The organism is Enterobacter sp. E1 (assembly GCF_016809815.1).
In the GTDB taxonomy this organism is placed as follows: domain Bacteria; phylum Pseudomonadota; class Gammaproteobacteria; order Enterobacterales; family Enterobacteriaceae; genus Enterobacter; species Enterobacter adelaidei.
On the sequence record NZ_JAFBJM010000005.1, the window covers coordinates 121,319 to 148,260 of the forward strand.

23 protein-coding genes and 1 pseudogene are annotated in these 26,942 nt (G+C 54.6%); 17 read left to right on the top strand and 7 right to left on the bottom strand.

What is annotated here, in order from left to right; genetic code table 11:
- The first annotated feature begins 82 nt into the window (after positions 1–82).
- A complete protein-coding gene (locus tag JGF26_RS14830) occupies positions 83–1,405 on the top strand; it encodes an MFS transporter (protein WP_028016625.1) in 1,323 nt (440 codons plus the stop codon).
- Here JGF26_RS14830 and satP read toward each other — a convergent pair.
- Entirely contained in the window at positions 1,382–1,948 is a 567-nt protein-coding gene (satP, locus tag JGF26_RS14835) for an acetate uptake transporter (protein ID WP_028016626.1), read from the bottom strand. The two genes, JGF26_RS14830 and satP, sit on opposite strands and share 24 nt — an antisense overlap.
- Before the next feature lie 296 nt (positions 1,949–2,244).
- Between satP and dnaK the strand changes: the two genes are divergently transcribed.
- The 4 genes from dnaK to nhaR all read left to right on the top strand — a co-directional run bounded on the left by dnaK (position 2,245) and on the right by nhaR (position 7,697).
- Positions 2,245–4,158, top strand: a complete 1,914-nt coding sequence (gene dnaK / locus JGF26_RS14840; protein WP_023310346.1) for a molecular chaperone DnaK — start codon at positions 2,245–2,247, stop codon at positions 4,156–4,158.
- 87 nt (positions 4,159–4,245) lie between these two features.
- Positions 4,246–5,391, top strand: a complete 1,146-nt coding sequence (dnaJ, locus tag JGF26_RS14845; protein ID WP_134708273.1) for a molecular chaperone DnaJ — start codon at positions 4,246–4,248, stop codon at positions 5,389–5,391.
- A 172-nt stretch (positions 5,392–5,563) separates the two neighbouring features.
- Entirely contained in the window at positions 5,564–6,739 is a 1,176-nt protein-coding gene (gene nhaA / locus JGF26_RS14850; RefSeq protein WP_134708274.1) for a Na+/H+ antiporter NhaA, read from the top strand.
- 58 nt (positions 6,740–6,797) lie between these two features.
- A complete protein-coding gene (gene nhaR, locus JGF26_RS14855; protein ID WP_134708275.1) occupies positions 6,798–7,697 on the top strand; it encodes a transcriptional activator NhaR in 900 nt (299 codons plus the stop codon).
- A 57-nt stretch (positions 7,698–7,754) separates the two neighbouring features.
- Here the strand turns inward: nhaR and rpsT are convergent, their stop codons facing one another.
- Positions 7,755–8,018 (bottom strand): 30S ribosomal protein S20, encoded by a 264-nt coding sequence (gene rpsT, locus JGF26_RS14860; protein WP_003856458.1) that lies wholly within the window; start codon positions 8,016–8,018, stop codon positions 7,755–7,757.
- Positions 8,019–8,119: 101 nt separating this feature from the next.
- On the opposite strand from rpsT, the pseudogene JGF26_RS22435 reads away from it, so the two are divergent.
- The 8 genes and pseudogenes from JGF26_RS22435 to JGF26_RS14895 all read left to right on the top strand — a co-directional run bounded on the left by JGF26_RS22435 (position 8,120) and on the right by JGF26_RS14895 (position 15,562).
- Positions 8,120–8,338 (top strand): annotated as a pseudogene (locus JGF26_RS22435) (DUF2575 domain-containing protein).
- 7 nt (positions 8,339–8,345) lie between these two features.
- The gene (gene ribF, locus JGF26_RS14865) at positions 8,346–9,272 is read left to right on the top strand and encodes a bifunctional riboflavin kinase/FAD synthetase (protein WP_028016631.1); all 927 of its coding nucleotides are present in this window, start codon (positions 8,346–8,348) and stop codon (positions 9,270–9,272) included.
- Between the two features lie 45 nt (positions 9,273–9,317).
- Positions 9,318–12,134 carry an isoleucine--tRNA ligase gene (gene ileS / locus JGF26_RS14870; RefSeq protein ID WP_134708276.1) on the top strand — a complete coding sequence of 939 codons (2,817 nt, stop codon included), beginning with the start codon at positions 9,318–9,320 and terminating at the stop codon, positions 12,132–12,134.
- Positions 12,134–12,634, top strand: coding sequence for a signal peptidase II (lspA, locus tag JGF26_RS14875; protein WP_028016633.1), 501 nt, complete (start codon positions 12,134–12,136; stop codon positions 12,632–12,634). Before ileS ends, lspA begins: the two co-directional genes overlap by 1 nt.
- A gap of 52 nt (positions 12,635–12,686) precedes the next feature.
- Complete coding sequence (gene fkpB / locus JGF26_RS14880) at positions 12,687–13,136, top strand: FKBP-type peptidyl-prolyl cis-trans isomerase (RefSeq protein WP_013095528.1); 450 nt, start codon at positions 12,687–12,689, stop codon at positions 13,134–13,136.
- A 1-nt stretch (position 13,137) separates the two neighbouring features.
- Positions 13,138–14,088, top strand: a complete 951-nt coding sequence (ispH, locus tag JGF26_RS14885; RefSeq protein WP_014882496.1) for a 4-hydroxy-3-methylbut-2-enyl diphosphate reductase — start codon at positions 13,138–13,140, stop codon at positions 14,086–14,088.
- Positions 14,089–14,244: 156 nt separating this feature from the next.
- Positions 14,245–14,799, top strand: coding sequence for a glucose-6-phosphate isomerase family protein (locus JGF26_RS14890; protein WP_049005236.1), 555 nt, complete (start codon positions 14,245–14,247; stop codon positions 14,797–14,799).
- Positions 14,792–15,562 (top strand): glucose-6-phosphate isomerase family protein, encoded by a 771-nt coding sequence (locus JGF26_RS14895; protein WP_134708277.1) that lies wholly within the window; start codon positions 14,792–14,794, stop codon positions 15,560–15,562. Before JGF26_RS14890 ends, JGF26_RS14895 begins: the two co-directional genes overlap by 8 nt.
- Before the next feature lie 28 nt (positions 15,563–15,590).
- Here the strand turns inward: JGF26_RS14895 and JGF26_RS14900 are convergent, their stop codons facing one another.
- The 5 genes from JGF26_RS14900 to JGF26_RS14920 are packed head-to-tail and all read right to left on the bottom strand — an operon-like array spanning position 15,591 to position 19,895.
- Positions 15,591–16,409 carry a PTS system mannose/fructose/sorbose family transporter subunit IID gene (locus tag JGF26_RS14900; protein ID WP_028016637.1) on the bottom strand — a complete coding sequence of 273 codons (819 nt, stop codon included), beginning with the start codon at positions 16,407–16,409 and terminating at the stop codon, positions 15,591–15,593.
- On the bottom strand, positions 16,409–17,206 hold the full coding sequence (locus tag JGF26_RS14905) for a PTS sugar transporter subunit IIC (protein WP_049005239.1): 798 nt from the start codon (positions 17,204–17,206) through the stop codon (positions 16,409–16,411). The genes JGF26_RS14900 and JGF26_RS14905 overlap by 1 nt, the downstream gene beginning before the upstream one ends.
- A 10-nt stretch (positions 17,207–17,216) precedes the next feature.
- Entirely contained in the window at positions 17,217–17,711 is a 495-nt protein-coding gene (locus JGF26_RS14910; protein ID WP_028016639.1) for a PTS sugar transporter subunit IIB, read from the bottom strand.
- A 10-nt stretch (positions 17,712–17,721) separates the two neighbouring features.
- Positions 17,722–18,150: a PTS sugar transporter subunit IIA gene (locus tag JGF26_RS14915; RefSeq protein WP_049005240.1), complete on the bottom strand. Its 429-nt coding sequence runs from the start codon at positions 18,148–18,150 to the stop codon at positions 17,722–17,724.
- A 2-nt stretch (positions 18,151–18,152) separates the two neighbouring features.
- Positions 18,153–19,895 (bottom strand): class I mannose-6-phosphate isomerase, encoded by a 1,743-nt coding sequence (locus JGF26_RS14920; RefSeq protein WP_049005241.1) that lies wholly within the window; start codon positions 19,893–19,895, stop codon positions 18,153–18,155.
- Between the two features lie 187 nt (positions 19,896–20,082).
- Here JGF26_RS14920 and JGF26_RS14925 point away from each other — a divergent pair, with 187 nt between their 5' ends.
- The 4 genes from JGF26_RS14925 (at position 20,083) to carB (ending at position 26,891) form a co-directional block, all read left to right on the top strand.
- The gene (locus JGF26_RS14925; RefSeq protein ID WP_129323952.1) at positions 20,083–21,090 is read left to right on the top strand and encodes a LacI family DNA-binding transcriptional regulator; all 1,008 of its coding nucleotides are present in this window, start codon (positions 20,083–20,085) and stop codon (positions 21,088–21,090) included.
- 133 nt (positions 21,091–21,223) lie between these two features.
- Positions 21,224–22,045, top strand: a complete 822-nt coding sequence (gene dapB, locus JGF26_RS14930) for a 4-hydroxy-tetrahydrodipicolinate reductase (RefSeq protein ID WP_134708278.1) — start codon at positions 21,224–21,226, stop codon at positions 22,043–22,045.
- A 454-nt stretch (positions 22,046–22,499) separates the two neighbouring features.
- The gene (gene carA / locus JGF26_RS14935) at positions 22,500–23,648 is read left to right on the top strand and encodes a glutamine-hydrolyzing carbamoyl-phosphate synthase small subunit (protein WP_028016644.1); all 1,149 of its coding nucleotides are present in this window, start codon (positions 22,500–22,502) and stop codon (positions 23,646–23,648) included.
- Positions 23,649–23,666: 18 nt separating this feature from the next.
- The gene (gene carB / locus JGF26_RS14940) at positions 23,667–26,891 is read left to right on the top strand and encodes a carbamoyl-phosphate synthase large subunit (RefSeq protein WP_134708279.1); all 3,225 of its coding nucleotides are present in this window, start codon (positions 23,667–23,669) and stop codon (positions 26,889–26,891) included.
- Positions 26,892–26,942 lie beyond the last annotated feature (51 nt).

A 26,942-nucleotide genomic window follows, 5' to 3' on the forward strand; every position in this document is an offset into this window, starting at 1 on the left:
TGGTAAAGGTTTTACGGTATAGTAATTTTTTCTTTACGTTTGCTGTAAAAATAAATCCACAACACACGCATAATGGTTCGCTATGTCACATAACACCCGACCTCTGAATCGACAGGACTACAAAACCCTCACGCTCGCTGCTCTGGGAGGCGCGCTGGAGTTTTACGACTTCATCATCTTCGTCTTCTTCGCCGCCGTGGTGGGGGAGCTCTTCTTCCCGGCAGATATCCCGGAATGGCTGCGCCAGGTACAAACCTTCGGCATTTTTGCCGCAGGGTATCTGGCTCGTCCGTTGGGTGGCATTGTTATGGCGCACTTTGGCGATCTGGTTGGGCGTAAGAAGATGTTTACCCTCAGTATTTTGCTGATGGCTGTACCTACGCTTGCCATAGGCCTGCTGCCTACCTATGCCTCAATGGGCCTTGTTGCCCCGCTATTGCTGTTGCTTATGCGCGTTCTTCAGGGGGCTGCAATTGGCGGTGAAGTGCCAGGCGCGTGGGTGTTTGTGGCGGAGCATGTTCCGGCGCGTCGCATTGGTATCGCCTGTGGAACCTTAACGGCGGGCCTGACCATCGGCATCCTGCTGGGCTCGGTCGTTGCAACTCTCGTGAATACCCATATGACGCAACAGGCCGTGCACGACTGGGGCTGGCGTCTTCCGTTCCTGCTGGGCGGGGCCTTTGGTCTGGTGGCGATGTACCTGCGCCGCTGGTTGCAGGAGACGCCGATTTTCCTTGAGATGCAGCAGCGTAAGGCACTGGCCCAGGAGTTACCGGTGAAGGCGGTGGTGGTCCGTCACAGAAGTGCGGTGGTGGTGTCGATGCTGCTGACCTGGCTGCTGTCGGCGGGTATCGTCGTCGTGATCCTGATGTCGCCGGTCTGGCTGCAAAAACAGTACGGTTTCGCCCCAGCAGTCACCCTGCAGGCAAACAGTATTGCGACCATTATGCTCTGTTTTGGCTGTCTGGCGGCTGGCCTTGCTGTTGATCGTTTTGGCGCGAGCCGGACCTTTATCGTCGGCAGTCTGCTGCTGGCAGCATCAAGCTGGGCGTTCTACCATCTGGCGGGCAGCCACCCGGAGCAACTGTTCCTGCTGTACGGCGTAGTCGGGCTGTGCGTCGGTGTTGTGGGGGCGGTGCCGTATGTGATGGTGCGTGCGTTCCCGCCAGAGGTTCGTTTCACCGGTATCTCTTTTTCTTACAACGTGTCGTATGCCATTTTTGGTGGGCTAACACCGATTGCCGTCACCATGCTGATGGGGATATCGCCGATGGCTCCAGCCTGGTACGTTCTCGCGCTCTCGCTGATGGGGCTGGTGTTAGGGGTCTGGCTTCGCAAAGGGTGGGAGTGTCGTGCCCGCGAGGCAGGCACGACAGAGGGATCAGTGTTTTTCACCAATCGGTAGAATGGTGCGGTCAAACTGCTCGTTCAGCACTTCGCCCATTGCCAGGTAGATAGCGCTCGCGCCACATACCAGGCCAATCCAGCCGGCAACGTGAACGATGCCTTCGTTATCCACCAGGTGACCGATCGCCAGCAGAGCGAACAGTACGGTCAGGCTCAGGAAGACGAACTGCAGCGCGCGGTTACCTTTCAGGGTACCGAAGAACATGAACAGGGTGAAGACACCCCACAGACCCAGGTAAACGCCCAGGAAGTGGGCGTTTGCCGCATCTGCCAGACCCATTTTAGGCATCAGCAGAATGGCAACCAGGGTCAGCCAGAAAGAGCCGTAAGAGGTGAAGGCGGTTAAGCCGAAGGTATTACCTTTCTTATATTCCAGCAGGCCCGCGAAAATTTGCGCGATGCCGCCGTAAAAAATGCCCATCGCCAGGATGATGCCATCCATCGGGAACATCCCGATATTGTGAAGGTTCAGCAGGATAGTGGTCATGCCAAAACCCATCAGGCCCAGCGGAGCCGGATTAGCCAACTTAGTGTTGCCCATAAGTCCTCAAAAAAATCATCATTAATATGGTGAAATGGTGAATCCCGCGTCAATACTCCCTGACGGGGCGCGGCATCATAATGGGCGCAATCGATGGCGTCTATGATCTCATCAGGGTGAAATTAAAATTTTTTTTATCCTTCCCCCTTGATGGATGCTGTGGCGACCCCATCTTGTAGTCAACCGCAGTGTGTGGACCTGAAAAAAATCAAATCTGGGCAGTTGAAAAAGCACGTTCTGCCCTTATTACAGGTACACAACCACATGTTGACTGAATTTTTAGTGGAGACGTTTAGATGGGTAAAATTATTGGTATCGACCTGGGTACTACCAACTCTTGTGTAGCGATTATGGATGGCACTACTGCACGCGTGCTGGAGAACGCCGAGGGCGATCGCACCACGCCTTCTATCATTGCTTATACCCAGGATGGTGAAACTCTGGTTGGTCAGCCGGCTAAACGTCAGGCAGTGACAAACCCGCAAAACACCCTGTTTGCGATTAAACGCCTGATTGGCCGCCGCTTCCAGGACGAAGAAGTTCAGCGTGACGTCTCTATCATGCCTTACAAAATCATCGCAGCAGATAACGGCGATGCATGGCTTGATGTGAAAGGCACCAAAACGGCACCGCCGCAGATCTCTGCTGAAGTGCTGAAAAAAATGAAGAAAACCGCGGAAGATTACCTGGGTGAGCCGGTAACTGAAGCTGTTATCACCGTTCCTGCATACTTCAACGATGCTCAGCGTCAGGCAACCAAAGATGCTGGCCGTATCGCAGGTCTGGAAGTAAAACGTATCATCAACGAACCAACCGCGGCTGCACTGGCTTACGGTCTGGATAAAGAAGTTGGCAACCGCACTATCGCGGTTTACGACCTGGGTGGTGGTACCTTCGATATCTCTATTATCGAAATCGACGAAGTTGACGGCGAAAAAACCTTCGAAGTTCTGGCAACCAACGGTGATACCCACCTGGGTGGTGAAGACTTCGATACCCGTCTGATCAACTACCTCGTTGACGAGTTCAAGAAAGATCAGGGCATTGACCTGCGTAACGACCCGCTGGCCATGCAGCGCCTGAAAGAAGCCGCTGAGAAAGCGAAGATTGAACTGTCTTCCGCTCAGCAGACCGACGTGAACCTGCCGTACATCACTGCAGACGCGACCGGTCCTAAACACATGAACATCAAAGTGACCCGTGCGAAACTGGAAAGCCTGGTAGAAGACCTGGTGAACCGTTCCATTGAGCCACTGAAAGTTGCTCTGCAGGACGCTGGCCTGTCTGTATCTGACATCCAGGACGTTATCCTGGTGGGTGGTCAGACACGTATGCCAATGGTTCAGAAGAAAGTGGCTGAGTTCTTTGGTAAAGAGCCACGTAAAGACGTGAACCCGGACGAAGCTGTTGCTATCGGTGCAGCGGTTCAGGGTGGTGTACTGACTGGTGAAGTGAAAGACGTACTGCTGCTGGACGTTACCCCGCTGTCTCTGGGTATCGAAACCATGGGCGGTGTGATGACTGCGCTCATCAACAAAAACACCACCATCCCGACGAAACACAGCCAGGTGTTCTCTACCGCTGAAGACAACCAGTCTGCGGTAACCATCCATGTGATTCAGGGTGAGCGTAAACGTGCGGCGGATAACAAGTCTCTGGGTCAGTTCAACCTGGATGGTATCAACCCGGCACCACGTGGCATGCCACAGATCGAAGTCACCTTCGATATTGATGCTGACGGTATCCTGCACGTGTCTGCGAAAGACAAAAACAGCGGTAAAGAGCAGAAGATCACCATCAAGGCATCTTCTGGCCTGAACGAAGCGGAAATCGAAAAAATGGTTCGCGATGCAGAAGCTAACGCTGAGTCCGACCGTAAGTTCGAAGAGCTGGTTCAGACCCGTAACCAGGGTGACCATCTGCTGCACAGCACCCGTAAGCAGGTTGAAGAAGCAGGCGATAAACTGCCAGCGGAAGACAAGACTGCTATCGAAGCTGCACTGAGCGCGCTGGAATCCTCACTGAAAGGTGAAGATAAAGCGGACATCGAAGCGAAGATGCAGGAACTGGCGCAGGCTTCTCAAAAGCTGATGGAAATCGCTCAGCAGCAGCACGCTCAACAGCAGGCGGGCGCTGACGCTTCGGCGAACAACGCGAAAGACGACGACGTTGTCGACGCTGAGTTCGAAGAAGTTAAAGATAAAAAATAATCGCCCTGATGCAGGGTAATTAATCGGCACGGGCGTAGGAGAACTCTCCACGCCCGTGCTCGCATGTTAAGGGGCTTAAAAAAACCAATGGCAAAGCAAGACTATTACGAGATTTTAGGCGTTCCGAAAACTGCGGAAGAGCGTGAAATCAAAAAGGCGTATAAGCGCCTGGCCATGAAATTCCACCCGGACCGTAACCAGGGTGACAAAGAGGCTGAAGCCAAATTTAAAGAGATCAAAGAAGCCTACGAAGTCCTGACCGATGCACAAAAACGTGCAGCCTATGACCAGTATGGTCACGCAGCCTTTGAACAGGGCGGCATGGGCGGCGGTGGATTCGGTGGCGGCGGCTTTGGCGGCAGTGCTGACTTCAGCGATATCTTTGGTGATGTATTCGGCGACATCTTCGGCGGTGGCCGTGGTCGTCAGCGCGCAACGCGCGGCGCGGACCTGCGCTACAACATGGAACTGACGCTGGAAGAGGCCGTTCGCGGTGTCACCAAAGAGATCCGTATCCCGACGCTGGAAGAGTGTGACGTTTGCCACGGCAGTGGCGCAAAAGCGGGGACCCAACCGCAGACCTGTCCAACCTGTCACGGTTCAGGCCAGGTACAGATGCGACAGGGTTTCTTCGCAGTACAGCAGGCCTGTCCTCACTGTCACGGTCGCGGTACGCTGATTAAAGATCCGTGCACCAAATGCCACGGCCACGGTCGCGTTGAGAAAACCAAGACCCTGTCCGTTAAAATTCCGGCTGGCGTCGATACGGGCGACCGCATCCGTCTGGCGGGTGAAGGTGAAGCTGGGGAACACGGCGCACCGGCAGGCGATCTGTATGTTCAGGTGCAGGTTAAACAGCACGCCATCTTCGAGCGTGAAGGTAACAACCTGTATTGCGAAGTGCCGATCAACTTCGCGATGGCGGCACTCGGTGGTGAAATCGAAGTCCCGACGCTGGATGGTCGCGTCAATCTGAAGATCCCAGGTGAAACCCAGACCGGTAAGCTGTTCCGCATGCGCGGGAAAGGCGTTAAATCCGTTCGTGGTGGTGCTCAGGGCGACCTGCTGTGCCGCGTCGTCGTGGAAACGCCGGTTGGCCTGAACGACAAGCAGAAGCAGCTGCTGAAAGAGCTTCAGGAGAGCTTTGGCGGCCCAACGGGTGAGAAGAACAGCCCGCGTTCCAAAAGCTTCTTTGATGGCGTCAAAAAATTCTTCGATGATTTGACTCGCTAATTCGTTAGCTGGCCTTCATCTGCAAAAGCCTGGAAGCAATTCCGGGCTTTTTCTTTTTGTAGAGATTGCTCGGTAAAACTGAATCTATACTCAATATTAATCTGTTTTTGCCGAGCTATATGGCTTGGTATTATGGTTTTATCGAGGTATTGTTGTAAAAGAGAGAATTAAAGTGAAATTACTACACCGTTTCTTTAGCAGTGAAGCGTCCGGTGGCGTGATCCTGATTATTGCCGCTGCGGCTGCGATGGTGCTGGCTAACCTGGGGGTTACCCGCGATCTATACCACGCATTTCTGGAAACGCCCGTCGAGCTGAAGGTCGGGGCGCTGGAAATTAACAAGAACATGTTGCTGTGGATCAACGATGCACTGATGGCTGTGTTCTTCCTCCTGGTGGGGCTTGAAGTTAAACGCGAGCTGGTGCTGGGTTCACTTGCCAGCCGCCAGCGTGCAGCGTTTCCGGTGATTGCCGCCATCGGTGGGATGGTGGTTCCGGCGTTGCTCTTCCTGGCATTTACCTGGCAGGACCCCCTTGCGCGTCATGGCTGGGCGATCCCGGCGGCAACGGATATCGCGTTTGCGCTCGGGGTGCTGGCCTTGTTGGGAAGTCGTGTGCCGGTGGCACTGAAGATCTTCCTGATGGCGCTGGCAATTATTGATGATTTGGGCGCTATTGTGATTATCGCGCTGTTCTATACCAGCGAGCTGTCGATCCTGTCGCTGAGCGTGGCGGCTGGGGCAATTGCAGTGCTGGCGCTGTTGAACATCTTCAATGTGCGTCGCATTGGTATCTACATCCTCGTGGGGATGGTGCTGTGGACGGCGGTGCTGAAATCGGGCGTGCACGCCACGCTGGCAGGTGTGATCGTCGGCTTCTTCGTGCCGCTTAAACCGCAGGACGGCAAGTCGCCTGCCAAACAGCTGGAACATGTACTGCACCCGTGGGTAGCCTTTATGATCCTGCCACTGTTCGCATTTGCCAACGCGGGCGTTTCCCTGGGCGGTGTGACGCTTGACGGGCTGACGTCCGTGCTGCCTCTGGGCATTATTGCCGGGCTGTTTATCGGTAAGCCGCTGGGGATTAGCCTCTTCTGCTGGCTGGCGCTAAAGCTGAAGATGGCATCATTGCCACACGGCACCACGTTTAAGCAGATAATGGCCGTAGGTGTGCTGTGTGGAATCGGGTTTACGATGTCGATTTTTATCTCGACGCTGGCATTTGGTACGCATGCGCCGGAGCTTATCGTCTGGGCTAAACTGGGCATTCTTATCGGGTCATTGCTGGCCGCAGTGATCGGTTATACCTTGTTGAAGGTGAAGTTGTCCGGACAGGTCGTCCAGGCATAACGGAAAACCGGGAGGAGGGGAGCCTTCTCCCGACACGCTATCAGGGAGCGAAAACGCAATGTCTCATTTGAATTACAACCATCTTTACTACTTCTGGCACGTCTACAAACAGGGCTCGGTCGTGGGGGCCGCAGAGGCGCTCTACCTGACACCACAAACCATCACCGGGCAAATCAAGGCGCTGGAAGAACGACTGCAGGGCAAGCTGTTCAAGCGTAAGGGCCGTGGGATTGAGCCCAGCGAACTGGGCGAGCTGGTGTTCCGTTACGCAGACAAAATGTTTACCCTGAGCCAGGAGATGCTGGATATCGTTAACTACCGCAAAGAGTCTAACCTGCTCTTTGATGTCGGTGTGGCCGATGCGCTGTCAAAACGGCTGGTGAGCGGCGTGCTGGATGCGGCTGTGGTTCAAGATGAGCAAATCCACCTGCGCTGCTTTGAATCTACTCACGAGATGCTGCTGGAGCAGTTAAGTCAGCATAAGCTGGACATGATTATCTCGGATTGCCCGATTGACTCCACGCAGCAGGAAGGGCTGTTCTCAGTGAAAATTGGCGAATGCGGCGTCAGCTTCTGGTGCATTAACCCGCCGCCGGAAAAACCGTTCCCCGCGTGCCTTGAAGAGCGCCACCTGCTGGTGCCGGGAAGGCGCTCAATGCTCGGGCGCAAGCTGCTGAACTGGTTTAACTCGCAGGGGCTAAAGGTAGAAATCCTCGGTGAGTTCGATGATGCGGCTCTGATGAAAGCCTTTGGCGAAGCCCACAATGCGATCTTCGTTGCGCCGACGCTGTACGCGCACGATCTCTATTCGGACGACAAGATTACGGAGATAGGCAGAGTGGATAACGTGATGGAGGAGTATCACGCCATATTTGCCGAAAGGATGATTCAGCACCCGGCGGTACAGCGAATCTGTAACCGCGACTACTCGGCGCTGTTTACGCCACCGGCAATCTGAAGGCATAAAAAAACCCGCGTTAAGCGGGTTCTTTAAACAAGCAACAACAAGTAGCGATTAAGCCAGTTTGTTGATCTGCGCGGTCAGGTTTGCTTTATGACGCGCTGCTTTGTTTTTGTGGATCAGACCTTTAGCAGCCTGACGATCCACGATTGGTTGCATTTCGTTAAATGCGTTCTGCGCTGCAGCTTTGTCGCCTGCTTCGATTGCTGCGTATACTTTCTTGATGAAAGTACGCATCATAGAGCGACGGCTTGCGTTGTGCTTACGAGCCTTTTCAGACTGAACGGCACGTTTCTTAGCTGATTTGATATTAGCCAAGTCCAACTCCCAAATATGATCTATGTGGACAATTCAAAGGCCGAGGAATATGCCCTCTTTGCCTTCTTTTGTCAATGGATTTGTGCAAATAAGCGCCGTTAATTAGCGACGCTACGTTACGTAGTGATGGCGCAGGATTCTACCAGCTTGTGTTCCCTGAATACAGCCTTTCGGCATAAAAATCGCAGTTCACGAGCAGATTTTTTCGCTGCGAAAGGTCAGCCTGATGAAATCATTACGGCTTTCTGTTTTGCGCGAACAATCGCCGGTTAACCTTAACCGCCGTACAAGGTATACTTTGGCGATTTTCACTGTTTTGAGCCAGACATGAAGCTGATACGCGGCATACATAATCTCAGCAGAGCACCGCACGGGTGCGTGCTGACCATTGGTAATTTCGACGGCGTGCATCGTGGTCATCAGGCGCTGTTGCAGGGATTGCGTAAAGAAGGGGAGGCCCGTGGCCTACCTGTCGTAGTGATGATTTTCGAACCGCAGCCGCTGGAGCTGTTTGCGGGCGATAAATCTCCCGCCCGTCTCACTCGCCTGCGCGAGAAGTTGCGCTACCTGGCAGAGTCCGGTGTGGACTACGTATTGTGTGTACGTTTCGATCGTCGCTTTGCCGCACTGACAGCACAAAGTTTCGTCAGTGACCTGCTGGTTGAGCGTCTTGGCGTGCAGTTTCTTGCTGTGGGGGATGATTTCCGCTTTGGCGCTGGTCGTCAGGGCGATTTCTTGCTATTACAGAAGGCTGGTCTGGAGTACGGTTTTGACGTCACGAGCGCGATGACCTTCTGTGAAGGTGGCATTCGCGTCAGCAGCACGGCGGTACGCCAGGCACTGGCAGATGATGAACTGGATACGGCAGAAACCCTGCTGGGACATCCGTTCACCATCTCAGGTCGTGTCGTTCATGGTGATGCGCTCGGCCGCACTATTGGTTTCCCGACGGCGAATATACCGCTGCGTCGTCAGGTTTCCCCGGTTAAAGGGGTCTATGCGGTGGAAGTGGCTGGACTGGGCGATAAGCCGTTTTACGGCGTCGCTAACATTGGCACGCGTCCAACTGTCGCGGGTGTGCGTCAACAGTTAGAAGTGCACCTGCTGGATGTTGTAATGGACCTTTATGGTCGCCATATAGATGTGATACTGCGTAAAAAAATACGCAACGAGCAGCGATTTGCTTCGCTGGATGAACTAAAAGCGCAGATTGCGCGAGATGAATTGACGGCCCGCGAGTTTTTTGGGCTTTGAACCCGGCTTAAATGCCTACGTGATAAATACGGAACCGAGAATCTGATGAGTGACTATAAATCAACCCTGAATTTGCCGGAAACAGGGTTCCCGATGCGCGGCGATCTCGCCAAGCGTGAACCGGGAATGCTGGCGCGTTGGACTGATGATGACCTGTACGGCATCATTCGTGCAGCCAAAAAAGGCAAAAAAACCTTCATTCTGCATGATGGCCCTCCATATGCGAATGGCAGCATTCATATTGGTCACTCTGTAAACAAGATTCTGAAAGACATTATCGTGAAGTCCAAAGGACTCGCGGGATATGACTCGCCTTACGTTCCGGGCTGGGACTGCCACGGTCTGCCAATCGAGCTGAAAGTTGAGCAAGAGTTTGGCAAGCCAGGTGAGAAGTTCACCGCCGCAGAGTTCCGCGCGAAATGCCGCGAATATGCAGCCACTCAGGTTGACGGTCAGCGTGCTGACTTTATCCGTCTGGGCGTGCTGGGCGACTGGTCACACCCATACCTGACCATGGACTTCAAAACTGAAGCCAACATCATCCGTGCGCTGGGCAAAATCATCGGTAACGGCCACCTGCACAAAGGCGCGAAGCCGGTGCACTGGTGCGTGGACTGCCGTTCTGCGCTGGCAGAAGCGGAAGTTGAGTATTACGACAAAACCTCTCCGTCTATCGACGTGGCGTTCCACGCGGTAGATCAGGATGCGGTGAAAGCTAAATTTGGCGTGTCGTCCGTTAACGGTCCGGTCTCTCTGGTTATCTGGACCACCACGCCGTGGACGCTGCCTGCCAACCGCGCGATCTCCCTGTCAGGTGAGTTCGAATACGCACTGGTGCAGATTGACGGTCAGGCGGTTATCCTGGCGAAAGACCTGGTTGAAAGCGTGCTGAAACGCGCGAATATCGCCAACTATACCGTGCTGGGCACCGTGAAAGGCGACGCGCTGGAGCTGATGCGCTTCAAACACCCGTTCCTGGACTTCGATGTTCCGGCGATCCTGGGCGACCACGTCACGCTGGACGCGGGTACCGGTGCGGTGCATACCGCCGGTGGTCACGGTCCTGACGACTACAACATCAGCCTGAAATACGGCCTGGAAATCGCCAACCCGGTTGGTCCGGACGGCTCATACCTGCCTGGCACCTACCCGGCGCTGGACGGTATCAACGTCTTTAAGGCGAACGACATCATCGTCGATATGCTGCGCACCAGCGGCGCGCTGCTGCACGTTGAAAAAATGCAGCACAGCTATCCGTGCTGCTGGCGTCACAAGTCGCCGATCATCTTCCGTGCGACCCCGCAGTGGTTCGTGAGCATGGATCAGAAAGGCCTGCGCGCGCAGTCTCTGAAAGAGATCAAAGGCGTGCAGTGGATCCCGGACTGGGGCCAGGCGCGTATCGAATCCATGGTCGCTAACCGCCCTGACTGGTGTATCTCCCGCCAGCGTACCTGGGGCGTGCCAATGTCTCTGTTCGTGCATAAAGAGACGCAGGAACTGCACCCGAACACCCTGGAACTGATGGAAGAAGTGGCGAAGCGCGTCGAAGTTGACGGTATTCAGGCGTGGTGGGATCTCGATTCCCGCGACATCCTGGGCGCTGACGCAGACAACTACGAGAAAGTGCCGGATACCCTGGACGTGTGGTTCGACTCCGGGTCTACCCACTCCTCAGTCGTTGACGTACGCCCGGAATTTGCCGGTCACGCTGCCGACATGTATCTGGAAGGTTCTGACCAACACCGTGGCTGGTTCATGTCATCTCTGATGATCTCTACCGCTATGAAAGGCAAAGCCCCTTACCGCCAGGTACTGACCCACGGTTTCACCGTGGATGGTCAGGGCCGTAAGATGTCCAAGTCTATCGGTAACACCGTTTCTCCGCAGGACGTGATGAATAAACTGGGCGCGGATATCCTGCGTCTGTGGGTGGCTTCGACCGACTACACCGGCGAAATGGCGGTGTCTGATGAGATCCTGAAACGTGCTGCCGACAGCTATCGTCGTATCCGTAACACCGCGCGCTTCCTGCTGGCGAACCTGAACGGTTTTGATCCAGTGAAAGACATGGTGAAACCGGAAGAGATGGTGGTTCTGGATCGCTGGGCGGTAGGCTGTGCGAAAGCGGCACAGGAAGATATCCTGAAAGCCTATGAGTCTTACGACTTCCACGAAGTGGTGCAGCGCCTGATGCGTTTCTGCTCCATCGAGATGGGCTCGTTCTACCTCGACATCATCAAAGACCGCCAGTACACCGCGAAAGCGGACAGCGTGGCGCGTCGTAGCTGCCAGACCGCGCTGTTCCACATCGCAGAAGCGCTGGTGCGCTGGATGGCGCCGATCATGTCCTTCACCGCAGATGAAATCTGGGGCTACCTGCCAGGCAACCGTGAGAAGTATGTCTTCACCGGCGAGTGGTACGAAGGTCTGTTCGATCTCTCCAGCACCGAAGCGATGAACGATGCCTTCTGGGACGAGCTGCTGAAAGTGCGTGGCGAAGTGAACAAGGTTATCGAGCAGGCACGTGCGGATAAGAAAGTCGGTGGCTCTCTGGAAGCGACAGTGACTCTGTACGCAGAACCTGAGCTGGCGGCAAAACTGACGGCGCTGGGCGATGAATTGCGATTTGTCCTGTTGACCTCTGGTGCGAAAGTTGCGGATTATGCCGACGCTTCTGCTGATGCTCAGCAGAGCGAACTGCTCAAAGGACTGAAAGTCGCGCTGAGCAAAGCCGACGGTGAGAAATGCCCGCGCTGCTGGCACTACACCACTGATGTCGGCAAGGTGGCGGAACACGCAGATATCTGCGGACGCTGTGTAAGCAACGTCGCCGGAGACGGCGAAAAACGTAAGTTTGCCTGATGAGTAAAACTCTCTGTTCAACAGGACTGCGCTGGCTGTGGCTGGTTGTGGTGGTGCTGATTATTGATCTGGGCAGCAAGTTCCTGATCCTCCAGAATTTTGCTCTGGGGGAGACGGTTTCACTGTTCCCGTCGCTTAACCTGCACTATGCACGCAACTACGGTGCGGCGTTTAGTTTCCTTGCTGACAGCGGTGGCTGGCAGCGCTGGTTCTTTGCAGGTATCGCGATCGGTATCTGCGTGGTGCTGGCGGTGCTGATGTACCGTTCGAAGGCAACGCAAAAGCTGAATAACATTGCCTACGCACTGATCATTGGCGGCGCACTGGGCAACCTGTTTGACCGCCTGTGGCACGGCTTTGTGGTCGATATGATCGACTTCTACGTCGGCGACTGGCACTTCGCGACCTTTAACCTCGCCGATAGCGCAATTTGCATCGGTGCGGCGTTAATCGTGCTGGAAGGCTTCTTGCCTAACTCGGCCGCGAAAGAGCAGGCGTAACACACTCGCCCGGTGGTGTAGTGCCACCGGGCAAAACAAGCGAGCAATTTGCATGTCTAAATCCGTACAGAGCAACAGCGCGGTTCTCGTTCACTTCACGCTGAAACTGGATGATGGCTCTACCGCTGAATCCACCCGCAATAACGGCAAACCAGCCCTGTTTCGTCTTGGCGATACCTCCCTGTCTGAAGGTCTTGAACAACAGCTTCTTGGTTTGAAAGAGGGTGAGAAAAAGGCGTTTTCACTGGAGCCGGATGCCGCGTTTGGCGTGCCAAGCCCGGATCTGATCCAGTATTTCTCGCGCCGCGAGTTTATGGATGCGGGCGAGCCGGAAATCGGGGCGATTATGCTCTTTACCGCTATGGATGGCAGCGAAATGCCTGGCGTGATCCGCGAAATCAACGGCGACTCCATCACCGTTGACTTCAACCATCCACTTGCCGGGCGCACCGTCCATTTTGATATTGAAGTGCTGGAGATTGACCCAGTACTGGAGGCCTGAAATGCAGATCCTGTTGGCTAACCCGCGCGGCTTCTGCGCCGGTGTAGACCGCGCTATCAGCATTGTTGAAAACGCGCTGGAGATCTACGGCGCGCCGATTTATGTGCGTCACGAAGTAGTGCATAACCGCTATGTGGTCGACAGCCTGCGCGAGCGCGGTGCCATCTTTATCGAGCAGATTAGCGAAGTGCCGGATGGTGCGATCCTGATTTTCTCCGCGCATGGCGTTTCTCAGGCAGTGCGTAACGAAGCGAAAAGCCGCGATTTGACGGTGTTTGATGCCACCTGTCCTTTAGTGACAAAGGTGCATATGGAAGTGGCGCGTGCCAGCCGTCGTGGTGAAGAGTCGATTCTGATTGGCCACGCGGGTCATCCGGAAGTTGAAGGCACCATGGGCCAGTACAGCAACCCGGAAGGGGGCATGTATCTGGTTGAGTCACCGGAAGATGTCCTGACGCTGAATGTGAAAAACGAAGCCCGTCTGTCGTTTATGACCCAGACGACGCTCTCCGTGGACGATACCTCTGACGTGATTGACGCCCTGCGTCAGCGTTTCCCGAAAATCGTCGGGCCGCGTAAAGATGACATCTGCTACGCGACCACTAATCGTCAGGAAGCGGTGCGTGCACTGGCTGAACAGGCGGATGTGGTGCTGGTTGTTGGCTCGAAGAACTCCTCTAACTCCAACCGCCTGGCCGAGCTTGCGCAGCGTATGGGGAAAGCAGCATTCCTGATTGACGATGCAACGGACATTCAGGAAGCGTGGGTGAAAAATGCGGCCTGCGTCGGCGTTACCGCAGGCGCTTCCGCGCCGGATATTCTGGTGCAGAACGTGATTGTCCGTCTGCAGGAGTTGGGCGGTGGCGAAGCAGTTCCACTGGAAGGACGCGAAGAGAATATCGTCTTCGAAGTCCCGAAAGAACTGCGTATCGACGCCCGTGAAGTGGAATAGTTTACTCTCTGTCTGGAAAATGCCGGGGGCGAAAGCTACCGGCATTTTTGTTTCTGGTTAACTGTGATTCACCATCAACATTGGTGCCTTCATCGGCAGGTTAATCGTTTAATCTGATAGGCTGATGTTGCTGTTCTCCTTGGGCCGGAGATGACTATGGAACCAGAAATTATTCTGCCACCTCAGGTGGCATGGGCTACTGGGGCGCTAGCCAGAGGCCCGCTTGTTCGCAAGACAACCCGCCTTGCCGATCTTCCCTGCATCTTCGCTAACCGCGAGGAGTGGAGGTGTCGCGACCCCCAACAAAGCGTATACGACGTTGAGGTACTGGAATCCCCCATGGCTGAGGGGGCGCTCTACGTTGGTGTCACGCACCTTCATGCAGGTAAAGTTGGTGATGAGTTCTTTATGACGCGCGGTCATTTTCATGAGCGCCGTGAACAGGGGGAAGTCTATTTTGGCCTGCGTGGCAGCGGCTTACTGTTGTTGCAAACGGAGGCGGGCGATGCGCGTATTGAGCAGGTAGCAACAGGGTCGGTACACATTATTCCTCCTTTTACGGCGCACCGTTTGATCAACACCGGTAATGAGACGCTCTCCTCGCTGGCCGTTTGGCCAAGCGTCGCGGGGCACGACTACGCGGCGCTGGCAGAGGGTTTCGCTCTGCGAGTCTTTGCCGCCGGGCAAGGTGTCGAGGTGCGTCATGTCTGACTATGGCCTTGATATGACCATTACCCATCAACCGCTGGGTTTTAGCTATGGTGATGATGTCACAGGGCCGATGCCGGAAATCCGTACTCTGGATCAGATCCGCCCGTCACTGCGCGATCCTGACTGTCAGGGGCCGGATCAGGTGTATGCCATCGCCATGGATGTCGCGCGACTGATGGACAGACCGGAGCTGGAAAAACGGATGTTGCTCTTTGGTGTGGTTACCTACGCTGCAGGTACGCTCGGCGATGAGCCAATTCGCAGCCAGGGGCATGTCCACCGCATCAGCCAGCATAGCGGATGGTCACCGCCGGAGCTTTATGAGATCTGGCAAGGTAAAGCGATTATTTACATGCAGGAGTACGTCGAGGACGATCCCGGACGCTGTTTTGCCGTTTTAGCGGGGCCTGGAGAAAAGGTGCTGGTGCCACCTGGCTGGGGTCATGCGACCATTTCGGCCTCGCCTGATACTCCGCTGACTTTTGGTGCCTGGTGCGATCGTGAGTACGGCTTTGAATATGACGCGGTTCGCGCGCGCAAGGGGCTGGCCTGGTATCCGCTGGTTCAGGGAAAAAATATTATATGGCAGCATAATAGCCACTATATGGCAGGGCGGTTACAGATGATCACACCGCGTCGTTACAGTGAGTTTGGTATTACGGACGAGCCTATTTATCAGCAGTTTATTGACGATCCGGCTCGGTTTCAGTTTATCTCGCGCCCGGACAGAACGGCAGAGCTGTGGCACCATTTCCATCCATAAAAAAAGCCGGGGCAGAGCCCCGGCTTTTTTATCCTGCAAACACCCCGGTTGCCACGCCAAGCGCTGCGAGTACCAGCAGTAGAACCATGGCTTTGACTGGCGACACGCCGCGTTTTGCCATCAGGTACCAGGTACCCAGCACCACCACCAGCGGAAGCAGTTGCGGGAAAATACCGTCCAGCATCTGCTGCACGTGAATGTTAACGCCGTCGCGGGTGATGAACTCCAGCCCGGTACCGAGCTTCACATAGCTGGCCGCCACGCCGCCCATGACGAATACGCCCAGCAGGGAGAGCGCTTCCCGTAGGCGGGTGGATTTGCTGCTGACCAGCATCTCCACAGAGCCTGATCCCATCTGGTAGCCTTTAAGAAACAGGAACCATGAGCCCGGGATAATAATGGCCAGCCAGGCAACGGTATAAAACAGCGGGCCAAGTATGTTCCCTCCTGCCGCCAGCGCCATCCCGATGCTGAGGAGGATGGGGATTAGCATTCCGGGGATCATCGAATCGCCGATCCCTGCTATCGGCCCCATCAGGCCCACCTTCAGAGTGTTGATGGTTTCACCATCAATCGGCTCGCCGTTGGCTTTCTTCTCTTCCAGACCCAGCGCCATACCGTTAACAATCGCGCCAATTTGCGGCTCTGTGTTGTAGAACGACGCGTGACGACGCAGCATCTCGGTGCGTTGTGCTGCATCGGGATAGAGTTTTTTTGCCACCGGCAGCATGCTCAGGCAGAAGCCGAAAGATTCCAGCCGTTCAAAGCTCATTGAAGAGAGGTTGTGCATCATCCACGCCCGCCAGCAGCGGCGCAGATCTTTGCGGGTCAGTTTACGTTCTTCCATCAGAATTCATCCTCGTCGTCAGGGACTGGTGCAGAGGCCACGGCCTGCGGCGTCTCAGGTTTGTAGTTGTAATGAATCAGCGCCAGCAGGGCGCCCACGATCACCAGCGCAACCATATTGAGTTTCAGGAAAACGATGCAGACGAAGCCCACCAGGAAATAGATGAGCATGGTGTAGCTTTTGATGATCTGCTTAAGCAGGATGGCAATACCGACGGCGGGCAAAATACCGCCCAGCACGTTCATGGTCGAGAGTACGATCTGCGGCAGGCTGTCCATAAAGCCGCTAATGTATTGCGCGCCAAAAAAGACGGCGATAAACGTGGGGACAAAGCGCAGCACAAAATTCATCACCTGTGGCCATATGGCGCTGTTGAGGTAGATTCCTCGCTCATCGCCATTTTCCAGCGCGACATCCGCCCGATGATTCCAGAATGAATTGAGCACCATCATCGCATTGAAGAGAATGGTTCCGGCGATACCGATAGTTGCTGCCAGTGCGACGGCAACCTCAGGTCCTTTGCCGGAAAGGATCCCCAGCGCAATGGCTGGATAAGCCACAAAGTTTAAATCTGCTGGCATCGAGCCGCCGGGGGTCACCATCGCGATATACACTGCCTGCACCGCTACGCCAATCATAATTCCGGTTTTGATATCGCCCAGGATCAGGCCAACCAGCATCCCGGAAATAAGCGGTCGGGAGATGAGATACCAACCGCCAGTCAACCCTAAAAGCCACGGACTGCTGAGTGCACCCAGATAACACAGCAGGCCAATTAATGACGCTTCGATAAACATGATCCGCTCCTTATTTCAGCTTTTGTCTGGCGTCCTGCCAGGTATAAAAACTGGCATCGGGAACCAGGCGGAATTCAATCGCGTGTCCCTGGACGGTGAGCCACTCGAACGCCGCCGCTTCATCTTTCGTGACCGATTGATTCGGGCCGATGGTGATCGTGTTAGCGCGAGCGCTCATCGGCCCCACGTTGATTTTCCCGTTGCTGTTTTTCAGGCTAATGCCTGCCTGTTCAATTCGCTGCAGCGTAAGCGGCGATTTGCCTATCACAAAATACCGCTTCTCGCTGGCAATCACTTTGGGCAGTTTTTCAATCGCCGTTGCGGTATCGAACAGCCACACTTTGGTGTCAGAGACGGCGCCTTTCATGACCGACGACAGCAGCGGATCGGCCGCAACGGCATCATCAATGGCAACGATGCCGTCACAGGGCAGCTCTTTGGCCCAGCGTGTGATGAGCTGCCCATGGATCACGCGATCGTCGATGCGAACAAAAGAAATACTCATATGCAGCTCCTTAAAAATCGTCTGTCGGTTCAGAATCTATCTGTTTCGCCTGTACCAGCGTCGGCAGAGTGAGTTGGATTATTTGCGCGGCAGCATGATGAACATCGCGTGCCATCATCACCTCGTCGGTTTGCAGCAGCATCGGGAAGTTGACCCCCGCGACCACGGCGACAGGTGGATGTGTATGCTGGTTAAACGCGACCTCGCAAGCCACATTCCAGGGCGTGCCGCTTTGCATATCACACAGCACCAGCACGCCATCAGCATTTATGCTTGCTGCTTCCAGAGTGGCGCAAAAGTCACGGCGGAAGCCCTCTATCCCTGCCTGTTCGGTCAGACAAACGGCGTGCACGCCGGGCAGATCGCCATAAACCATCCGGCCGCTCTCCAGCAGAGCGCTGGCAAGCGGACCGTGGGTGGCGACAATAAAATGAATCATCGTTAACTCCTTACCCAGGCTTTGATAGTCGCCAGTGGTTGGCTGGAGGAATTGGCGGGCGGTGAAATGCGATATTCACCGACGCTTGCCGGAATGATGAAGGTTTCGGCGTAATGGACGGTGAAAGGTGCAAACGCACCGGTTGGGCTATCGACAATGGCTTCGTCTCCCTCCACGAGATTCAGCACATTCACACCGCCACCGGTATGATGCAACACGGGTTCGCTAAACCAGTGACGACGGGTTTCGATAAATTCTCGCTCGTGCAGCCCCGTTCGTTCTTCGCGCCAGTAATTTCCTTCTGCGATAGGTTCAAACTGATTCACCAGATGCTGATGCACCCACTGCGTGTCGCGCTGCCAGTCGATCACCTTTTCACCGTGGTCCAGGTGTACCGGGCGCGGCAGACCGTCCAGCCCAAGGCGGCCCCAGTCCCATAGTTTGAAGGTGAAGATATACGGCGTAGCGCTGATCTCCAGTACCATGGTCCCGGCGCCGGAGCAGTGCACTGTGCCTGCAGGGATCAGGAAATGGTCGTGTTTTTTGGCCGGGATTTGATTAACGAAACGGGCATCATCAAACGGTTTTTCACCGCGCCCCGCACGCCTGAGATCGTCCATCATGTCCTTAGGATCTATACCGGTTTTGGTGCCCAGATAAACAACGGCATCTGGCCTGGCGTCCAGGATGTAATAGCTCTCATCCTGGGTGTAATGCATCCCGAACTGTTGCTGGATGTACTCGGTAACGGGGTGGACCTGGAAGCTTAGGTTTTGGCCGCCAACGGTATCGAGAAAGTCAAAGCGAATCGGGAACTCCGCGCCGAAACGTGCGTGAACTTTCTCACCCAGCAGAGCGCGAGGCTCAAGCAGAACCAGATCCTGAGAGGGGATCTCGATCCGCACTGCGCCAAAACGCAGTAACAGGCTGTTTTCCTCGGGCACACAGTCAAAACACCATGCGTAATTGGGTGCAGAGGGATCGAGATCGAATTGTTGTTTCATCCACTGGCCGCCCCAGATTCCGGGGTCGAAAAAGGGGACTACGCGGAAAGGCTGCGAGGTCGTTTGTTCAAGCCCGGCACGCAGGGCTTCGCCGCTGACCATCGCGGGCTGGTTTGCCCGGGTTGTATCCAGTAAAAAATCGGCGCGTTTGAGAAGCGGCGTTTTGTGGCGATCGAAGACTCTCCATTCGATAAAAAAGGCGCGTTTGTAGCGACGAAGGATATCTTCATGCTGATTCTCTACGCCCCAGTTCCCCATCTCACCGCTGCGCATACGCTGCTGGATCTCCCATCGAGGAAGATCGGCATACACCAGCACATCACCCGGATGGACGAGCGCCGCACCGGGGCCATAAATCACAATCAGCCCTTCAGAGCATTGGCTCACCTGAGCCTGCAATGTTTCCAGAGGAGTGGGATCGAAAAACTCAACAAGTTGGTGGCAGGAGAGTACGCCAAAGACGCGATCGTCCGTGAGGTTGCGTGCCAGCATTTCATGAATGGTGCGCTCATCCTGTCGCGCTTGTTCGACATTGATTGTGAGTGTCGGACGCAATTGCGGCAGCAAAGCGTTCTCAAGTTCGGTCATGCGCACGCCGGGATAGCAATCAATCACCAGTACGGTGCGGCTGCACTGTCGGTTTTTTGCATCAAGGCTGCTGATAATCGCCTCCCAACCTTGCCAGGCGCTGTCGTCATAACCCTGAATCGTCACCGTGGGGAATTTGTCGTAAGTTGTCATCTTATCCTCCGTAATCGTTATTTAAGGTTATTCGATTAACCGCGTTTGAGAAGAGTGGTTAACGCGATTAACCCGCCATAAATACGAATGGGATCCTGATTGGTAGCCGTAATGTGAAGAGACTCACAGGGAAAAATGCAAAAAATAGGTTATTCGATTAATCTGTAGTGAAGACTAAGGAGACAACATGACAGGAATCACGCTGGCAGATGTTGCGAAGTACGCAGGGGTATCTACGGCAACGGTATCAATGGTGCTGTGCAATAAAGGGCGCATTTCGCAGAGTACACGCGAAAGGGTACTGAAGGCGCTGGATGAATCGGGCTATGTCTATAACCAGACGGCGGCTAACCTGCGAAACCGCAGCAGTAACCAGGTGGGGTTGCTTTTGCATGACATCACCAACCCTTTCTACGGCGAGATGACCGCCGGCTTAAGCCATGAGATGGAGCGCCATGAGCTGATGCTGTTTCTGGCAAATAGCGAAGAATCCGCCGAGCGACAGCAAAAGTTTGTTGATTCGCTGATGCGTAACAACGTGGGTGGCATGGTGCTCTGTGCCGCCCGCGAAACGCCCCAATCATTTTTTGATAGCCTGAAGCGACGCAATATTCCGGCGATTATGGTTGTACGACCGCTTAGCGATCCGGGGTTCGATTTTGTTGGAACAGATAACTTTCTTGGCACCCAAATGGCGACCGAACATCTTTTAAAAATGGGACACCGGCGGATCGCATTTATCGGCGGTAGCCAGAATTCGGGGTCACGGGCGCAGCGTATTGGCGGATTTACCAGTAAACTTCTGGAATACGGTATTACGCCGAATCCGGCCTGGATTGTGACTTCACAGGCCAGCCAAAGCGATGGTGCACGGGTGGCAGAGAGTTTGCTGACCGATAATCCGGAAATCACCGCCGCGATTTGTTATCAGGATATTGTGGCCCTCGGGGTTATGCAGTGTTTACGCAAATTGAACCGGGAACCCGGACGTGATTTTGCCCTGGTGGGATTCGATGACATCACCGAAGCGGCGCTGGTTCAGCCTGCACTAACGACGGTATCTGTCGCCGCGAAAGAGATTGGGCGCAAGGCAGGAGAGTTGCTGTATAGCCGCATGCAAGGAAATGATGAACCGGCAAAACGGATTATCCTTCCCCCCGCCCTCGTGGTGCGGGAATCCTGCGGTTTTCGCTGATCGTTATGCTTTTTACTGATATTTCTTCCTGTTTATCATTAAATTCTAATTATTGGTGTTTTCAGTTGGCAGCCTCCGTGAAGGCTGGTTAATCTGAAAACGGTTTACATCATTTTAACGTAAGAGAATAACTATGCATGATGCACAGATCCGTGTCGCGATTGCGGGCGCGGGTGGACGTATGGGTCGCCAACTGATTCAGGCGGCACTACAGATGGATGGCGTGGCGCTGGGTGCGGCCCTGGAGCGTGAAGGTTCCTCACTTCTTGGCGCCGACGCAGGTGAGCTGGCGGGTGCAGGAAAGACGGGCGTTACCGTTCAGAGTAGCCTTGACGCGGTTAAAGATGACTTCGATGTATTCATCGACTTTACCCGCCCGGAAGGAACGCTGACGCATCTGGCGTTTTGCCGCCAGCACGGCAAAGGAATGGTCATCGGTACTACCGGTTTTGACGACGCAGGTAAGCAGGCTATTCAGGACGCATCAAAAGAAATTGCGATTGTCTTTGCTGCGAACTTTAGTGTGGGCGTAAACGTCATGCTCAAGCTGCTGGAGAAAGCGGCGAAGGTGATGGGTAACTATACCGACATTGAGATTGTTGAAGCGCACCACCGTTACAAAGTTGATGCACCATCAGGTACGGCGCTGGCAATGGGCGAAGCGATTGCTCATGCACTTGATAAAGATTTAAAAGACTGCGCGGTCTATACCCGCGAAGGTTACACCGGCGAACGCGTGCCGGGTACCATTGGCTTCGCAACCGTACGAGCGGGTGACATCGTCGGCGAACATACCGCGATGTTCGCCGATATTGGCGAACGTGTTGAAATTACGCATAAAGCCTCCAGCCGTATGACATTTGCAAACGGTGCCGTACGCTCTGCTTTGTGGTTAAAAGACAAAGAAAATGGTCTTTTTGATATGCGAGATGTGTTGGATCTTAACAATTTGTAAGGTTTATTACCCATCGTGATGTGGTTATTGCAGTCGTAATTACTTGATTGCATAGGGCAATAATTTATTGCCCTTTTATTTTTATTATTTCGAGCTTTATTTGCGATTTTGCTTTCAAAAGTAAGCTTATCATCCTATTTTTTCGTTGCTGAAATGTAAATTTTGACCATCTGGTCTACTTTTTATTGCTCTCTTGCCAGATTTCTCATTAAACTTGTCGCGCAAGCGTTTTCCGTGGTGATTTACCTGATCTTTTTGTCGGTTAAGCGGAATTCGGTACGCCAGGCTTGCAAAAGAACAAACAAAATATCCGTTTTAAGTTGACTTTTACCCACCAAATCTCCAGAATGCCGCCGTTTGCCAAAAATCCGCTGGCAACACATTTGCATTGATTCATGACATGGTTATGAATTAATATGCAAATAAAGTGAGTGAATATTCTCTGGAGGGTGTTTTGATTAAGTCAGCGCTATTGGTTCTGGAAGACGGAACCCAGTTTATCGGTCGGGCCATAGGGGCAACAGGTTCGGCGGTTGGGGAAGTCGTTTTCAATACTTCAATGACCGGTTATCAAGAAATCCTCACTGATCCTTCCTATTCTCGCCAAATCGTTACTCTTACTTATCCTCATATTGGCAATGTCGGCACCAATGCGGCTGACGAAGAATCCTCTCAGGTACATGCGCAAGGTCTGGTCATTCGCGACCTGCCGCTGATTGCCAGCAACTTCCGCAACACCGAAGACCTCTCTTCTTACCTGAAGCGCCATAACATTGTGGCGATTGCCGATATTGATACCCGTAAGTTAACGCGTCTGCTGCGCGAGAAAGGTGCACAAAACGGCTGCATCATTGCGGGTGATAACCTGGATGCGGCCCTGGCGCTGGAAAAAGCGAAAGCCTTCCCGGGTCTGAACGGCATGGACCTGGCGAAAGAGGTGACTACCGCTGAAGCCTACAACTGGACGCAGGGTAGCTGGACGCTGGAAGGCGACCTGCCAGAAGCGAAAAAAGAGAGCGAACTGCCATTCCACGTGGTGGCCTACGATTTCGGTGCCAAGCGCAATATCCTGCGCATGCTGGTTGACCGCGGTTGCCGTCTGACCGTTGTGCCTGCACAAACCTCTGCGGAAGAAGTCCTGAAGATGAACCCGGACGGTATCTTCCTCTCTAACGGTCCGGGTGACCCGGCTCCGTGCGATTACGCTATCAACGCCATTAAATCTTTCCTGGAAACCGATATCCCGGTCTTCGGCATCTGTCTCGGCCATCAGCTGCTGGCACTGGCGAGCGGTGCGAACACCGTTAAGATGAAATTCGGTCACCACGGTGGTAACCACCCGGTGAAAGATATCGACAACAACACGGTGATGATCACCGCGCAGAACCACGGTTTTGCTGTCGATGAAGCCTCAATGCCGGCTAACCTGCGCGTGACGCATAAATCACTGTTCGATGGCACCCTGCAGGGTATCCACCGTACCGACAAGCCAGCGTTCAGCTTCCAGGGTCACCCTGAAGCCAGCCCGGGCCCGCACGATGCCGCACCGCTGTTCGATCACTTCATCGAACTTATCGAGCAATACCGTAAGACCGCTAAATAATCAGGAGCTGAGAAGACAATGCCAAAACGTACAGACATAAAAAGCATCCTGATCCTTGGCGCTGGCCCGATTGTTATCGGCCAGGCCTGTGAATTTGACTACTCCGGTGCGCAGGCGTGTAAAGCTCTGCGTGAAGAGGGCTACCGCGTCATTCTGGTGAACTCTAACCCGGCAACCATCATGACCGACCCGGAAATGGCTGATGCAACCTACATCGAGCCAATTCACTGGGAAGTATTGCGCAAAATCATCGAAAAAGAGCGCCCGGATGCGGTACTGCCAACGATGGGCGGCCAGACGGCGCTGAACTGTGCGCTGGAGCTGGAGCGTCAGGGCGTGCTTGCCGAATTCGGCGTAACCATGATTGGTGCGACCGCCGACGCGATTGATAAAGCAGAAGACCGTCGTCGCTTCGACGTGGCGATGAAAAAAATCGGCCTCGACACCGCGCGTTCCGGTATTGCACACAACATGGAAGAAGCGCTGGCCGTCGCGGCTGACGTGGGTTATCCATGTATCATCCGTCCTTCCTTCACCATGGGCGGCACCGGTGGCGGTATCGCTTACAACCGCGAAGAGTTCGAAGAGATTTGCGAACGCGGTCTGGATCTCTCCCCAACCAAAGAGCTGCTGATTGATGAATCGCTGATTGGCTGGAAAGAGTACGAGATGGAAGTGGTGCGTGATAAAAACGACAACTGCATCATCGTCTGTTCCATCGAAAACTTCGATGCGATGGGGATCCACACCGGTGACTCCATCACCGTGGCACCTGCCCAGACCCTGACCGACAAAGAGTATCAAATCATGCGTAACGCCTCGATGGCGGTACTGCGTGAAATCGGCGTGGAAACCGGCGGTTCTAACGTACAGTTCTCGGTGAACCCGAAAACCGGACGCCTGATTGTTATCGAAATGAACCCGCGTGTATCCCGTTCCTCGGCGCTGGCCTCTAAAGCCACCGGCTTCCCGATTGCCAAAGTAGCAGCGAAACTGGCGGTGGGTTACACCCTCGACGAGCTGATGAACGACATCACCGGCGGCCGCACCCCTGCGTCCTTCGAACCGTCTATCGACTACGTTGTGACGAAAATACCTCGCTTCAACTTCGAGAAATTCGCTGGCGCGAACGACCGTCTGACTACCCAGATGAAATCTGTCGGCGAAGTGATGGCAATTGGCCGCACCCAGCAGGAATCCCTGCAGAAAGCGCTGCGTGGCCTGGAAGTAGGCGCGACCGGTTTTGACCCGAAAGTGAGCCTGGACGACCCGGAAGCACTGACAAAAATTCGCCGCGAGCTGAAAGACGCGGGCGCAGAGCGTATCTGGTATATCGCCGATGCCTTCCGCGCAGGCCTGTCTGTGGACGGCGTCTTCAACCTGACCAACATTGACCGCTGGTTCCTGGTGCAGATTGAAGAGCTGGTGCGTCTGGAAGAGAAAGTGGCGGATCTGGGCATCAACGGTCTGGACGCTGACTTCCTGCGCGTGCTGAAGCGTAAAGGCTTCGCCGATGCGCGTCTGGCTAAGCTGGCAGGCGTGCGCGAAGCGGAAATCCGCAAGCTGCGTGACCAGTTCAACCTGCACCCTGTCTACAAGCGTGTGGACACCTGTGCGGCAGAATTCTCGACCGATACCGCGTACATGTACTCCACGTATGAAGATGAGTGCGAAGCGAACCCGTCAGTCGACCGCGACAAAATTATGGTACTGGGCGGTGGTCCAAACCGTATCGGCCAGGGCATTGAGTTCGATTACTGCTGCGTTCACGCCTCTCTGGCGCTGCGTGAAGACGGTTACGAAACCATTATGGTTAACTGTAACCCGGAAACCGTATCCACTGACTACGACACCTCTGACCGTCTGTACTTTGAGCCGGTAACACTGGAAGACGTGCTGGAAATCGTGCGTATCGAGAAGCCAAAAGGCGTTATCGTGCAGTACGGCGGCCAGACCCCGTTGAAGTTGGCGCGCGCGCTGGAAGCGGCTGGCGTACCGGTTATCGGTACCAGCCCGGATGCGATTGACCGTGCAGAAGACCGTGAGCGTTTCCAGCAGGCGGTTGACCGTCTGAAACTGAAACAGCCGGCAAACGCCACCGTAACTGCGATTGAACAGGCTGTTGAGAAGGCGAAAGAGATTGGCTACCCACTGGTGGTGCGTCCTTCTTACGTACTGGGCGGCCGGGCGATGGAAATCGTTTATGACGAAGCAGACCTGCGTCGCTACTTCCAGACTGCGGTAAGCGTCTCTAACGATGCGCCAGTGCTGCTCGACCGCTTCCTGGACGATGCAGTAGAAGTGGACGTTGACGCTATCTGCGACGGCGAAATGGTGCTGATTGGCGGCATCATGGAGCACATCGAGCAGGCGGGCGTTCACTCCGGTGACTCTGCCTGTTCTCTGCCTGCGTACACCCTGAGCCAGGAGATTCAGGACGTGATGCGCCAGCAGGTACAGAAGCTGGCCTTCGAGCTGCAGGTTCGTGGTCTGATGAACGTCCAGTTCGCCGTTAAAGACAACGAAGTGTACCTGATTGAAGTGAACCCGCGTGCGGCACGTACCGTACCGTTCGTCTCCAAAGCGACCGGTGTTCCACTGGCGAAAGTGGCGGCGCGCGTGATGGCAGGCCAGACGCTGGCTCAGCAGGGCGTAACTAAAGAGATCATCCCACCGTACTACTCGGTGAAGGAAGTGGTACTGCCGTTCAACAAATTCCCGGGCGTTGACCCACTGTTAGGGCCAGAAATGCGCTCCACCGGGGAAGTGATGGGCGTAGGCCGCACCTTCGCAGAAGCCTTTGCGAAGGCGCAGCTGGGCAGCAGCTCCACCATGAGAAAATCAGGCCGTGCGCTGCTCTCTGTTCGCGAAGGCGATAAAGAGCGCGTGGTTGACCTGGCTGCCAAGCTGCTGAAACAGGGCTTCGAGCTGGATGCGACCCACGGTACGGCGATTGTGCTGGGTGAAGCAGGTATCAATCCACGTCTGGTGAACAAGGTGCATGAAGGCCGTCCGCACATTCAGGACCGTATCAAGAATGGCGAATACACCTACATCATCAACACCACGGCGGGCCGTCAGGCGATTGAAGACTCCAAGCTGATTCGCCGCAGCGCGCTGCAGTACAAAGTGCACTACGACACCACCCTGAACGGCGGTTTCGCAACAGCCATGGCGCTGAACGCGGATGCCACCGAGAAGGTGATTTCGGTGCAGGAAATGCACGCGCAGATTAACAAGTAAGTAAAAATGCCCGGCAGCACTCTGTTGCCGGGCATTATCCCCACCTTCAGA